General features: G+C 42.5%; 12 protein-coding genes. 4 read left to right on the top strand and 8 right to left on the bottom strand.

The genetic code is table 11. The features are described 5' to 3' along the window. Positions 1 to 364: 364 nt before the first annotated feature. Positions 365 to 1,279: an alpha/beta hydrolase gene (locus PVE40_RS07570; RefSeq protein WP_274731289.1), complete on the bottom strand. Its 915-nt coding sequence runs from the start codon at positions 1,277 to 1,279 to the stop codon at positions 365 to 367. Positions 1,280 to 1,383: 104 nt separating this feature from the next. Further along, complete coding sequence (locus PVE40_RS07575) at positions 1,384 to 2,136, bottom strand: helix-turn-helix transcriptional regulator (protein ID WP_274731290.1); 753 nt, start codon at positions 2,134 to 2,136, stop codon at positions 1,384 to 1,386. A 109-nt stretch (positions 2,137 to 2,245) separates the two neighbouring features. Between PVE40_RS07575 and PVE40_RS07580 the strand changes: the two genes are divergently transcribed. Both PVE40_RS07580 and PVE40_RS07585 read left to right on the top strand, forming a co-directional pair. Next, the gene (locus tag PVE40_RS07580) at positions 2,246 to 4,183 is read left to right on the top strand and encodes a right-handed parallel beta-helix repeat-containing protein (RefSeq protein ID WP_274731291.1); all 1,938 of its coding nucleotides are present in this window, start codon (positions 2,246 to 2,248) and stop codon (positions 4,181 to 4,183) included. 5 nt (positions 4,184 to 4,188) lie between these two features. After that, a complete protein-coding gene (locus PVE40_RS07585; protein WP_274731292.1) occupies positions 4,189 to 5,175 on the top strand; it encodes an aldo/keto reductase in 987 nt (328 codons plus the stop codon). A 215-nt stretch (positions 5,176 to 5,390) separates the two neighbouring features. Here the strand turns inward: PVE40_RS07585 and PVE40_RS07590 are convergent, their stop codons facing one another. Further along, positions 5,391 to 6,743, bottom strand: a complete 1,353-nt coding sequence (locus PVE40_RS07590; RefSeq protein ID WP_274731293.1) for an MATE family efflux transporter — start codon at positions 6,741 to 6,743, stop codon at positions 5,391 to 5,393. Positions 6,744 to 6,978: 235 nt separating this feature from the next. Between PVE40_RS07590 and PVE40_RS07595 the strand changes: the two genes are divergently transcribed. Then, complete coding sequence (locus PVE40_RS07595) at positions 6,979 to 7,200, top strand: hypothetical protein (protein WP_274731294.1); 222 nt, start codon at positions 6,979 to 6,981, stop codon at positions 7,198 to 7,200. Positions 7,201 to 7,296: 96 nt separating this feature from the next. Here PVE40_RS07595 and PVE40_RS07600 read toward each other — a convergent pair whose 3' ends face one another. From PVE40_RS07600 to PVE40_RS07620, 5 genes are all read right to left on the bottom strand, one after another. Continuing rightward, positions 7,297 to 8,478 carry an acetyl-CoA C-acetyltransferase gene (locus PVE40_RS07600; RefSeq protein ID WP_274731295.1) on the bottom strand — a complete coding sequence of 394 codons (1,182 nt, stop codon included), beginning with the start codon at positions 8,476 to 8,478 and terminating at the stop codon, positions 7,297 to 7,299. 22 nt (positions 8,479 to 8,500) lie between these two features. After that, on the bottom strand, positions 8,501 to 9,376 hold the full coding sequence (locus PVE40_RS07605) for a YtnP family quorum-quenching lactonase (RefSeq protein WP_274731296.1): 876 nt from the start codon (positions 9,374 to 9,376) through the stop codon (positions 8,501 to 8,503). A gap of 131 nt (positions 9,377 to 9,507) precedes the next feature. After that, positions 9,508 to 11,394 carry an alpha-galactosidase gene (locus PVE40_RS07610; protein WP_274731297.1) on the bottom strand — a complete coding sequence of 629 codons (1,887 nt, stop codon included), beginning with the start codon at positions 11,392 to 11,394 and terminating at the stop codon, positions 9,508 to 9,510. Then, on the bottom strand, positions 11,394 to 11,663 hold the full coding sequence (locus PVE40_RS07615) for a hypothetical protein (RefSeq protein ID WP_274731298.1): 270 nt from the start codon (positions 11,661 to 11,663) through the stop codon (positions 11,394 to 11,396). Before PVE40_RS07615 ends, PVE40_RS07610 begins: the two co-directional genes overlap by 1 nt. A 247-nt stretch (positions 11,664 to 11,910) precedes the next feature. Beyond that, entirely contained in the window at positions 11,911 to 12,165 is a 255-nt protein-coding gene (locus PVE40_RS07620) for a hypothetical protein (RefSeq protein ID WP_274731299.1), read from the bottom strand. A gap of 121 nt (positions 12,166 to 12,286) precedes the next feature. Between PVE40_RS07620 and PVE40_RS07625 the strand changes: the two genes are divergently transcribed. Further along, a complete protein-coding gene (locus tag PVE40_RS07625) occupies positions 12,287 to 12,688 on the top strand; it encodes a hypothetical protein (protein WP_274731300.1) in 402 nt (133 codons plus the stop codon). Positions 12,689 to 12,711 lie beyond the last annotated feature (23 nt).

Below are 12,711 nucleotides of genomic sequence, written 5' to 3' on the forward strand. Positions count from 1 at the left end.
AGGAAAAAGCTCTCGGTCTGCGGCAACAGAACAAGAGCCCTCTAAAAATTTAAAATTTTAACACCTACATGATACCATGGGTAGTGACTTTTTGCGCTTTTTTTAGCTTGTGTTTTCATATAAACCAGACGAACGTTTACTCCCTTCTGTAAGATTTGAACTTCCTTTAGTAAAACGGTTACAAATTAACGACAAAATTTAACTGCGTGAAGCAGTCATTTCAGTTTGTTAATCAAGCAAACTAACTTAATTGAATAATAAGCCATAATGATAGCGATGTCAATCATTATTTTAAGATTTTGCTCTAATATATTAAAATAACCCGACAAGACGGCTTTTATCTTCGCCAAATTCCCCTATCATCCTACTCGATTTCTAACTTAAACCGTTTTTCCAACCATTTTTCGACTAGATTTATCCACTTTTCTGCATGCTCGTCAATCAAAGTGAGCGAAGAAGCGGTTGCTTGTGTTGCCAAGCTCAAACCATGTACCCCTTCCTCAAAAATATGCAGCTCAAATGGTATCTCGTGATCAGCAAGTGCAGTTGCCATCCGTGTACTATGTCCGATTGGAACGAGCGAGTCAGCCGCCGTTCCCCAAATAAACATCGGCGGTGTGTCAGATGTAACGTGTCGTGCTGGGCTAACTTGTTCTAGTTTCTGGTCATTTGGAACTTCTTCTCCTAGCAAAGAAACATTTGCCGCCTTAAATAACTGAGCGCCGCGTTCATCCATTTTGGTTTCTTTCATGTATACGTAATCCGTGATTGGATACCCTAAAATAGCGACAGTTGGGCGCAGTTCTTGCGGACTCGCATTGAAATAATCAGTGACGATTGGTTGATTCCAGTACACGGCATAGGTTGCGACGTTATGCGCTCCAGCAGAGAAGCCACATAAAGCGATGCGCTCAGAGTCCACCAGCCATTCTGATGCGTGTTCCCGAATCAATAATAAGGATTTACCAATTTCATGCATAGCAGTTGGAAATACCGTCCGCTCTCTTTTTTCGATTCCTTGGAAAATCATTTCAAAAGGTTCCTCTGCTTCTAGGTACGTCGAATACCGAAGGACAAACGCATGGTATCCCATAGACGCAAATCGAAGAGCAACTGGTTCTGCCTCACGGTCAGAACAAGCAAGGTAGGCTCCTCCTGGACAAATTAAAACAGCGGGTCGACGCTTCCCATTGAGTAATTCAGTGGAATCATCCAGCACATAAGCCGTCAATGTTACATCTTCCCGGTCTTCGTATAACTTGAATGTTTGAACGAGCATGTTCTTTCCTCCCTATCAAAGTGTGAATCGTTATTCGATAAAATATGATTCATAATGTAGGTCATCCATTTTTAATTGTCAAGCTGTCTAACAAAATCATCCACTTACCGGGAACGATAGTCGCTTGGGGTACAGCCCACCATCTGCTTGAAGTTGCGATGGAAGGTTCTCATATTCTGATATCCGCAGTCCAATGCAATCTCAGAAACAGTCTTTTGGGTCCCCCGCAGTTGATAGCATACTTGAGAAATGCGGTACTGATTCAAATATTCAGTAAAACTATACTGGGTCACTTGCTTAAAGAGCTTCGACAAGTAAACATAATCGTATTGAAGCGCGACAGCTGCCTCTTTCAACGTAAGATTCTCGGTGTAATGCTGGTCCACGTAGGCAATAAGTTTTTGAATCATTTTTGTTTTTGGCTGAAATTCTGAACGGACAAACTCCGTGTTCCTGATTAATTCGTCACATATACCGTATAAAAAACTTTTTTTGGCATAGACCGAGTTCAACTTGTCTAGTGGCAAAAAAGATGGCAGGGAAAAAATGGGCCGTTTGGGAACTTGACCCTTGTATTCCGTGAAAAAATGTCCGATCCATTCTGGAGAAAAAATTAAAATCTGCAACCTTGATGTCTCCAGTGATTGAATTCCATGCAACTGATGCGGAAAGACAAACGCGCTGTCTCCTTCCCTCAAACTGAATTCATTATTTTCAATCGATACAATAATCTCTCCCTCTTCTACCCAAATAAGCTCCGCGGCCCGGTGGAAATGAATCGGAAAACTCTGATTGACTAATAACGTATGCGAGAAAGATTCTTGCTCCCCTAATCCATGATGTTCAAAGAAAAACATGCTGCTCCTCCTTAAATGACTAATATTGTCTATGATTATACTACTAAACGAATAGGAATGAAGGCGTTTTTATCGGATAATAGTGAAAAAGAATCCGGGAGTGAGCATAGTGAATAAAGAGTATCATGTAGCAAAAAATGGAAATGACAATCAAAATGGTTCTGTCGAACAACCATTTTTAACAATAAACCGAGCTGCTCAAGTAGCTACCGCTGGGAATACAATTATTGTCCATGAAGGAGTGTACCGCGAATGGGTTAACCCTGTTCATGAAGGCTTAAGTAATCAAAGAAGAATCACGTATCAAGCGGCCCCGGGAGAAAAAGTAGTGATTAAAGGCTCCGAACACATCACAGGTTGGGAGCCTGTTCAAGACGGTGTCTGGAAAGTAACGCTTGCTCCGTCTTTTTTTGGCGACTTCAATCCTTATCAAGAAGAAGTCTTCGGTGACTGGTTAGTAGCAAGTGGGTCTAAAAAACACCTTGGGGATGTATACTTAAATGGAATGTCCTTTTATGAAGCGGACGCATACGAGGACCTGTTCCACCCCGTCGTTCAAACAAAAGTCACTGATCATTGGACGCAACAAGTCGTTCCTATTCTGAATCCAGAACAAACCAAATATATTTGGTTTGCCAAAGTGGATGAACAGGGAACAACCCTTTTCGCAAATTTCCATGATTGTAATCCGAATGAAGAGTTTGTGGAAATCAATGTCCGAAAGGCTTGTTTTTATCCGAAAAAGACAGGTGTGGATTACATTACAGTCCGCGGTTTTGAATTTGCTCAAGCTGCTTGCCCCTGGACTCCACCTACTTCTCATCAAGTAGGAATGGTGGGCACAAATTGGAGTAAGGGCTGGATCATTGAAGACAATATTCTTCACGATGCCAAATGCAGTGCGATTAGTATTGGGAAAGAAGAATCGACCGGGCACCAATACCATTCCATCCGACAAGATAAAACAGGCCATCAATACCAATTAGAGTCAGTCTTTTCAGCACAACAGATTGGCTGGAAGAAAGAAACAATTGGATCTCATCTCATCCAGAACAATACCATTTATGATTGCGGTCAAAACGGTATTGTTGGGCATCTTGGCTGTGTATTCAGTAAGATTCGCCATAATCATATTTATAATATTGCCTTAAAACGAGAATTTTATGGGCACGAAATAGCTGGAATCAAACTGCATGCGGCCATTGATGTGGAGATTTTAGAGAACCGCATCCATGACTGTTCCTTGGGCACTTGGTTGGATTGGCAAACACAAGGAACTCGTGTCAGCAAAAATGTGTACTACCAAAATTCCAGAGATTTATTTGTTGAAGTGAGCCATGGTCCTTACGTGGTGGATCACAATATCTTTGCTTCTCCTGTCGAGATGGACAACTTTGCGCAGGGCGGTGCCTATGTTCATAATCTGTTTTGTGGCTATATGAATATCCAAAATGTGCTAGACCGAGCTACTCCCTATCATTACCCGCACAGTACGGAAGTGGCTGGATATGCCTTTGTCTATAGCGGTGATGATCGGTATATGAATAATATCTTCATCCAACAGCATCCAGAAAACACCGCTCATCCATCAGGAACCGCGGGGTACAACGGCTTCCCTTCTTCCTTGAAGGAGTATCTAAACGCAGTTCGACAAGATCGGTCCGGTATTTGGAATTCAGGTCAAGCCGTATATATAGAAAATAATGCTTACTTTAACGGCGCAACTGCATTCGACCAAGAAAAGAACAAATTAGTCCTAGATTCCTTCCAGCCTAATCTTCGAATTGAAGAAAAAGAAACGAGTGTTTTTCTGTCTATTGATCTTCCAGAAGAATATAATCAATTAAAGGGCTACAAGATTTCTACCGCTACCCTCCCTCCTACACGATTAGTAGGGGCTGAGTTTGAGCAGCCAGATGGCAGCGACCTTTCCTTAGATACCGATTTCTTTGACGATACTTGGGGAGACACAGTAGGCGCAGGTCCTTTCCAATTTATTCAACCTGGAACAAACGTTTTGAAAATTTGGGATAGAAAGAAGGGATAAGCGGAATGAAGTATAATCAATTAGGCAATTCAGGAATGGCAATCAGCGAGTTATCCTTCGGTACGTGGGCAATTGGTGGTGATTGGGGAGAGCGAAACGATGAAGAAGCATTGCGAGCCCTTCGCCATGCCATTGATCAAGGGGTTAACTTCTTCGATACTGCTGATGTGTATGGGAACGGTCATAGCGAAGAATTGTTGGCACAGGCTACTAAAGGAAAAGAAGATGAGATTTATATCGCCACCAAGTTCATCCGAAAAGGTGATATCAACGACCCAGAAAACTATACAGAGGAAAAAATAAGAGCGTACTGTGAAGCAAGTTTACAGCGACTAAAACGTGACCGGATTGATTTGTACCAAGTTCACTGTGCTCCCTTTGCGATGTTGAAGGAGACAGATCTCTTCAACACATTGGAGAAGTTGAAGCTCGAAGGAAAGATTCGTGCCTATGGGGTCAGCGTGGAAACGAATGAGGAAGGTTTATTTGTGCTCGAGAATTCCAACGCAACTGCCTTGCAAGTAATTTTCAATGTTTTGCGGCAGAAGCCATTGGAACGCCTTTTCCCAGAAGCACAAAGAAGAGGTGTCGGAATTCTAGCGCGTGTTCCGCTCGCAAGCGGCTTGTTAACTGGAAAATACACCAAAGATTCTACCTTCTCTCCTGATGATCACCGGAACTATAACCGTGACGGCCAAGCCTTCAATGTCGGCGAAACGTTCGGTGGTCTCCCATTTGAAAAGGGCGTGGAACTAGTAGCGGCGCTTGAGTGGATGAAGGAAGACAGAGGCACCCTCGCACAAGCTGCATTGAAGTGGATTTTGGAAGAAGAAGCGGTAACCAGCGTCATACCCGGTTTCCGAAGTGTACAGCAAGTAGATGATAATCTGGCTAGTCTGAAGATAAAAGGCTACACAAACGAAGAACGACAAAGACTGCAAGATTTTTATACACGAGAAGTTCACCAGTATATCCGCGGCGCTTATGAATGATGGAAGAGAGTGTGACAAAAGGCGTTAAGCTCCGAATTTTCTAACGCATACCATATCCGTAAGCACTGTGGGCTGACGCCCAAGTGTATCATGATTGTAGGCTGCTGAAGCAGCAACAATCATGACAAAGTGACGTCAGAGCTGCCTTTTGGAACACGTTTAAAGGACAGACATTTATTTAAAGAAAAACGGCTGGCACTGTGCCAGCCGTTTTCTTATGATGTCAAAAACCGCTTCCATTTCGTTGTGCGGTCTCCTTTTTTCACTAAATACAAGGCAACGACCAATACAATCGCTGTCCCCATCCACGATAGCGGATGACTAATGACAATTGCACGGAAGCCGAATATGCCTGTAAAGAACAAGGGAACTAATGAACGCATGCCCATTTCCATGAAACCACCAATAGTTGGCGCGACAGCTTTCCCCATTCCTTGTAAACAATAGCGAACCACAAAGACTACTGATAAGACCATATAAAATAAAGTTGTCCACTTAAAATAACGATCTACAAATGCGATGGTTTCTCCGCTCTCAGCACCGAAAAGCCATTGTGCCAAGTCACTTCCATAGAAGAACAATAATAACCCTACTACTAATCCATAACTGAGAGAAATGATTAGACTAGCTTTCACCCCCCGCCAAATTCTCGACAAGTCACCAGCCCCATAATTTTGTGCGGCAAAGGTTGCAGTAGCAACCCCAAATGTAACCATCGGCATGGTTAACATGTTCTCTACACGGCCTCCAATTGCATGGCCCTCTACTGCTGCTGATCCTAGTCCATTCAGTTTATACTGCAAAATAATGGACCCAACTGCAATAATGGAAGATTGGAATCCCATCGGCAAGCTGATATCCAAGTGCAGGCGCACTTCTCTTTTATCCGCCCGCAAGTCTTTTCGACCAAGCTTAAAAATAGGAACCTTTTTAATAACATAGTTCTGACAGAAGACACCAACGATCAGTTGGGAAAGGATGGTAGCAAAAGCTACGCCACTCACACCAAAATCCAGCACAATAATGAAGATGAAATCAAAAACAATATTTAATAATTGCGAAAAAACAGTGAATACAAGGAGATGTTTCGTGTCTCCTTTCGAACGCAAAACATTACACATCAAGTTAAAAAATAACAAGGCACTTAGACCAAACATTGCTGTAATAAAATAAGCCTTACTATCATGAAAAAGTTCATCTGGAATATTCATCATTCTCAATAATAAATCCGAAAATAAAATACTAATAATGGTCAAAAGTAAAACCATTCCCATTGAAATCCATAAACTAGCGATGTAACTGCTGCGAATACGCTCCTCATTTTTTGCACCAAATCGTTGTGCCAATATGAGCGACAACCCTGAAGCAATCCCCAGCACAAACCCTTGAACAAAAAAGGTTAGACTACCCACTGCGCCAATTGCCCCTAATGCATTCATTCCTAGAGAGCGTCCAATAATAATTGTATCCATTAAACTGTATAATTGTTGAAAAATATTTCCCATTAATAAAGGAATGGTAAATCGAACGATCAACTTCCAAGGACTCCCTAGTGTCATATCTTCCATTCAGCTATCTCCATCAAAATTATATTTTTATCAGACTAATGATCCTCCCTTTTTATTACAACCGTTTTATGATTGCGGTATCATTTTACTACACTTCTGAAAATATGAAAGTGCTTTTTTAAATTCATTTTAAAATATTGCACTTTTATTATTTTTCTTACATGTTAGAATAAAAATGTTGGCTTTGAAGCATACCAGGCATTTAAAGGAAGGCGGATTAGAAAGGGAAGTATCTATGAGTTTTGAGGACAAATTTATCGAAACACATTGGATTGAGAAAGAAGAATGGAATGAGTTGCAAGCAATGTTAAGCGATCATGATGCAACTTCTTTTATCCTAAACGGTACCACCTATAACAAACGCGAAGTGAAATCTGTTGTTACAGAAGGAAAAGGATTCCAATTTTTCTCTTCTGCTGATTTTAAAAACTCCATTACAAAAGAACTTGTTTGGTAATCTAGCATTACTGTAGATGAGCCTAACTTCAGAAGAAAAATATAAAACACCTGGAAACCTATCTTGCGATATGGATTCCGAGGTGTTTTTTCGTTTTTATCTTTCTACAATTAAAGAAATTCCTTGTCCGCCACCAATACATAGCGTTGCCAGGCCATATTTTACATCACGTTTCTTCATTTCATGTAAAAGAGTCACTAAAACCCGAGCTCCACTTGCACCAATCGGATGACCAAGTGCAATAGCCCCGCCATTCACATTGACTAGATCTGGATCCATCTCCAAGTCCTTCATCACGCTCAACGATTGTGCGGAAAATGCTTCATTTGCTTCAATCAAATCAATATCTGACATCGTAAGTCCAGCTTTTTTTAATACTTTTTGAGTAGCTGGGATGGGACCGCAGCCCATGATTTCCGGTGCGACTCCTGCGCTGGCATAGGCCTTGATGGTAGCAAGGGGCGTAATTCCTAGTTCGTCTGCCTTTTCCCTACTCATGACGATCAGGGCTGCCGCTCCATCGTTCAAGCCCGAGGAGTTTCCGGCTGTGACGGAGCCACCGTCTTTTTTGAAGGCAGGCCGCAGCTTCGCCATTCCTTCCATTGTTGAACCAAAGCGCGGGTACTCATCCGTATCAAATAAAACAGGCTCCCCTCTACGTTGTGGAATGGATAGGGGAACAATTTCTTCTTTAAATCGACCTGCCTGAATTGCTTGCTCTGCTCTATTTTGGCTGCGTACTGCTACTTCATCTTGCTGTTCCCGTGTAAAGCCATATTTTTCAACAATATTCTCTGCGGTTACGCCCATGTGAATCTCATTGAATACATCTGTTAAGCCATCTCTCAGCATGGTATCCACTAGTTTCGTATCACCCATGCGCGCTCCCCAACGTGCATCTTGCATGATGTAGGGTGCTTGGCTCATGTTCTCTGTTCCGCCAGCAATCACAATCTCATTGTCGCCTGCTAGAATGGATTGGGCCGCTAGTGCTACAGTCTTCAGTCCAGACCCACAGACTTTGTTAATTGTATAGGAAGGAATCTGAATTGGAATGCCTGCTTTGACGGCAACTTGGCGGGCAATGTTTTGTCCTAAACCTGCGCTTAGTACATTTCCAAAAATCAATTCATCTACCGTGCTTGGATCTAATTGAATGCGATCCATCGCTTGTTTTACAACTGCGGCACCTAAGTCGACGGCAGAGACATCCTTCAATGATCCTCCGAACGCTCCGATTGGCGTCCGTAATGCTGCTACAATGACTGCTTCACGCATGTATTGTTTCCTCCTGTTATGATTATTCTGTAGTTTTCATCTTAATATAAGGTTTCTTCGAACGTTTTAAGCAATCAATGATTTCTTTTCCGTCTCGATCCCACTGAATCATTCGATAAAAAACGTCATGATAAAAAATAAATCGAGAACCATTTTGGTACGCTTCTTCTAGCCATTTTTGTTTTGCAAAAATAGAATCCATGGGGTAATCGTCATATGCCATCACCCAAAGAGGATTTTGATGTGCGTGTAAAGCGAAAAGGTCTGCTAAATGGATCATCATTTCTCCTCTTTGCTGCAACTTGATGACCGAATGACCGTTACTATGGCCGCCCGTATGAACCATTTCGATCCCGTCCGCTACCACTAGTTTCGTTTCAAAAGGGTGCACTTGATCTTGAATGGCTTCCCAGTTTTCTTTCCAGTATGTACTCTTTGAGCGGATATTTGGATTCCTTACTTCATCCCACTCGGCTTGAGACATATGAATAACGGCATGAGGGAACGTGGATTGGATTCTGCCATCTTGGAAGGTTGTCAAGCCGCTCGCATGGTCAAAGTGCATGTGTGTCATGCACACATAATCAATGTCAGCCGGTGCCAGACCCATTTCGCTTAACGATTCTACAACACTCGATTCTTCGTATACACCAAAAATCTTTTTTTGCTTCTCGGTTAGTTTTCCCTTATTAATGCCCGTGTCAATTAAATAATTCTTACCTTGATACTGAATCAAGATTGGATCGGTTGCATTTTCAATTTGATTCTGTTCATTTACTGGATACTTTCGGCTCCAGAGAGGCTTAGGGACCACTCCAAAAATTGCTCCACCATCAAATGAAACAACCCCGCCATCTAGCCAGGTAATCTGCACGTCGTGGAATGTTAACTGATCCATCTCGGTTTCCCCTCTTCCTGTGACTCTATCTCCATACTACCTTCCACTCGGCCAAAAATCCAATTTCCGCTGTCTAAGTTTTTCTAAAGGTTTAGAAAAAACCACCCCGTTTTTTCACGGAATGGTTTCGTTTATTGCTCTGCATTCAAATACCAGATAAAGCTCTTATGATCCCCGTCGACGTCAGCTGGCAAGAACATGCCGCTGTGCATCAACTCATCGCCGCCCATCGGAACTTTCGCTCCTTCGAAGTAATAGTTAAGCGATGGATCCAGTCCTTCCATTTTCAAAATGTTCAATGGTTCGGATGCTTGATTCAATACCTTATAATAAAATACCAAGGCTTCTTTTTTATCTTTGGAAACAAACATCCACGCACATTCATTGCCGTCAAACGGACTAATCAAACGATAAAAATCGCCAAACTGGATTAACTGTCGGTGCCGTTTATAAAAGGCAACTTGATTGGCTACTTTCTCTCGCCCTTCTTCGGGTAAGGCCAAAATATCCAACTCATAGCCTAAATTTCCGGCACTCGCTACATCCCCACGCATCTTCAAAGACGTTACTCGACCAATTTGATGATTAGGGGATGCAGAAACGTGCGCCCCCATCGTGAGAATCGGATAAACCAGACTCGTTCCATACTGGATCTTCAAACGAGAAATCGGATCGGTATTATCACTGGTCCACGTTTGTGGCATGTAATAGAGCATCCCAGGATCAAAGCGTCCGCCACCTCCGGAACACCCCTCGAATAAGATATTCGGGAATGCAGTCGTCAGTTTCTCCAATAAATCGTAGAGCCCTAAAATATACCGATGATAGACTTCCCCCTGTTGCTCAGCAGGATACTCACTGGAAAAAGCTTCCGTAATGTGACGGTTCATGTCCCACTTCACGTAATCTACTTCCGCTTCCTTGAAGACACGAGTCAGAACTTCTTCGATATGGTCGCGGACGACCTTCCTGCTGAAATCAAGCACATACTGACCGCGTCCAAGCGATTTGCCACGGCCTTCCACTTGAATACACCAATCTGGATGCTCGCGGTACAAATCGCTATTTTCTGAAACCATCTCCGGTTCCACCCACAGGCCAAACTTCATGTTATGTGCCTTCACTTTTTTCGAAAAAGCAGCTAGACCACGGGGAAACTTGGTGGTATTGGCTTCCCAATCTCCCAAGCCTTCCATGTCAGAGTTTCGCTGTCCGTACCACCCATCATCTAACACAAACAATTCGATACCTAGTTTGCTTGCTTCTTCAACAATCGGCAGAAGCGTATCCTCCGTAAAGTTAAAGTACGTCGCTTCCCAATTGTTAATCAAGATAGGACGTTCACGTCTTTGATGGATTCCGCGCAGCAAATGCTCCCGGTACAAATTATGGTATTGCTGGGACATCCCGTTCAAACCGTCCTGTGAATAAACCAGCACTGCTTCTGGTGTCTGGAATGATTGCCCTGGCTGCAGTTTCCAATTGAACTGGAATGGGTTGATCCCGAAATTGACCCGCAATTGACTGTAGGAATCTACCTGAACCTGTGCGACAAAATTCCCACTGTAAATCAGGCTGAATCCATATACCTCCCCATCCAGATCATTGGCACGTTTATCCACTAATGCCAGAAACGGATTTTGTTGATGACTGCTGGCTCCCCGTTTACTGTCAATCACCTTAATTCCGTGCGAGACCGGTTCGCGTGTAATTTGTGTTTCACGCGCCCAAGACCCATTCAAGTGAACCAAGTCGAAGTTCGCATGGGGAGAATCCATGCTGACACTCATCATCTTCTCAATATTAACGGTATCATAAATGGAGAACAAAGGACGTTGCTTCGGATCACTGGTTAATGCCGGCTGTGCTGCCTTCGTAACCGTTTGCTGAAATGAGTAGACAATTTTGTGGAAAACTAGGGCAACCAAGAAGACAACTACTTGAGCGGCCCCTGAGAAGCGATGAGTGCTAAATAAAAGCAAGAACGAAAGAATTAATCCGATATTGGATACGAGCATTAACGGGCGGAATTTTCCCCAGCGTGTGTTGAAACGGTCATTACGACACCGATAGTAGGGTCAATGATTCCATCAAATAAACGTGTAGCACCTAATAAGTTACTAACGAGTAAAGTAGCGAATCCAGCAATACCAGTTGCGTAGTACGTTAAGAAACCAAAGGCAAATAAGTATAGGTTGGTCGCGGAGTTATTTAATGAGAAAAAGGCAATTTCCCACTGTTTAGCCGTATGATAACGACTTTGTGTTTCCGGTTGGTTCTGAGACATTTTTATTCTCTCCTCTATTTTCAGTCTATTTCATGAAAGTGTCATCCTCCCTTGAATCGCTTTCATGATACGATTATAACGCATTCATTTTTTAATTCAAGACGATAAGTAACAAATTTGCCTTCAATATCTTGACTGAAAATGCTCTATTTGTGAGAAAATTTGACTAAAAAACCGATGTTATTATTTTAGAGAATCTATTTCTAAGAAAAAAAGAGGGCACGTGCTGGCCCTCTTATCGCAATCATTATTTATCTTTTTGTTCCACATCTGCCTCAAATGCATAAATACGGTCCATTTCTTCTTGCGTTAAAATGTGATCCAAACCAAGGTGCGCTGCCATGTGATCGACTGCTTGACCAGAAAAACTCTCATATGCATTCAACAAAATTTTCAATGTTTCTTCTTCCGTAAATTCTCTACCGAGTGCCCGTTCCAATTTCGTCAAAACATCGCTATTTCGTTGCTGTTCCTGTTGCATCACCAATTGCCGTACATTCATCGAACCGCCTCCTTTATCTTTTGCTTCAGCATACCACTTATGAGAACGATTGCAAGAAATGTGCGTTACAAATGAACTCGGTGTATAATAAGTAAAACAACTGAAAAAGGAGACCATTATTTTGAAAAAAATACTCTTAGGCTTCATGGCTGCTGCACTCCTCGCTGGATGCGGCGCCGAAACTTCCGAAGCAAGCACAAAAGAAAGCGAACAACCGACAATTCTCTACACAGGAACCGTTATTGATAGTGGCGAATCTTATGGAAATGGCATTTATCTGTCTAGCCTCATTCCGGTAGAAGCAGATGTTGCTTCTTTTGATGAAGTGGTTCTACTCATGAATGAAGAAATAGAGCTCGTTGATCATAATACCGGCGATGAATTGGAAATCACCGAACTGTCAGCGGGAGATACCATTCAAGTCACTTTGACTGAACACGTACCTACTACGATGTCTCTGCCGCCTCAAATTGCAGGCATGGGGATCATAAAAGTGGAATTAATGGAACAAGTAAAAGAATAGCAACGCAGGCGAAATCGCCCACG

Origin of the sequence: Jeotgalibaca caeni, assembly GCF_028863945.1 — a bacterium.
GTDB classification, from domain to species: Bacteria; Bacillota; Bacilli; order Lactobacillales; family Aerococcaceae; genus Jeotgalibaca; species Jeotgalibaca caeni.

Coding starts and splice junctions, on each gene's coding strand:
- PVE40_RS07615 (WP_274731298.1), bottom strand. CDS start 11,663: ATGTCTCAGAACCAACCGGAAACACAAAGTCGTTATCATACGGCTAAA.
- PVE40_RS07590 (WP_274731293.1), bottom strand. CDS start 6,743: ATGGAAGATATGACACTAGGGAGTCCTTGGAAGTTGATCGTTCGATTT.
- PVE40_RS07595 (WP_274731294.1), top strand. CDS start 6,979: ATGAGTTTTGAGGACAAATTTATCGAAACACATTGGATTGAGAAAGAA.
- PVE40_RS07575 (WP_274731290.1), bottom strand. CDS start 2,136: ATGTTTTTCTTTGAACATCATGGATTAGGGGAGCAAGAATCTTTCTCG.
- PVE40_RS07610 (WP_274731297.1), bottom strand. CDS start 11,394: ATGCTCGTATCCAATATCGGATTAATTCTTTCGTTCTTGCTTTTATTT.
- PVE40_RS07620 (WP_274731299.1), bottom strand. CDS start 12,165: ATGAATGTACGGCAATTGGTGATGCAACAGGAACAGCAACGAAATAGC.
- PVE40_RS07585 (WP_274731292.1), top strand. CDS start 4,189: ATGAAGTATAATCAATTAGGCAATTCAGGAATGGCAATCAGCGAGTTA.
- PVE40_RS07600 (WP_274731295.1), bottom strand. CDS start 8,478: ATGCGTGAAGCAGTCATTGTAGCAGCATTACGGACGCCAATCGGAGCG.
- PVE40_RS07570 (WP_274731289.1), bottom strand. CDS start 1,279: ATGCTCGTTCAAACATTCAAGTTATACGAAGACCGGGAAGATGTAACA.
- PVE40_RS07605 (WP_274731296.1), bottom strand. CDS start 9,376: ATGGATCAGTTAACATTCCACGACGTGCAGATTACCTGGCTAGATGGC.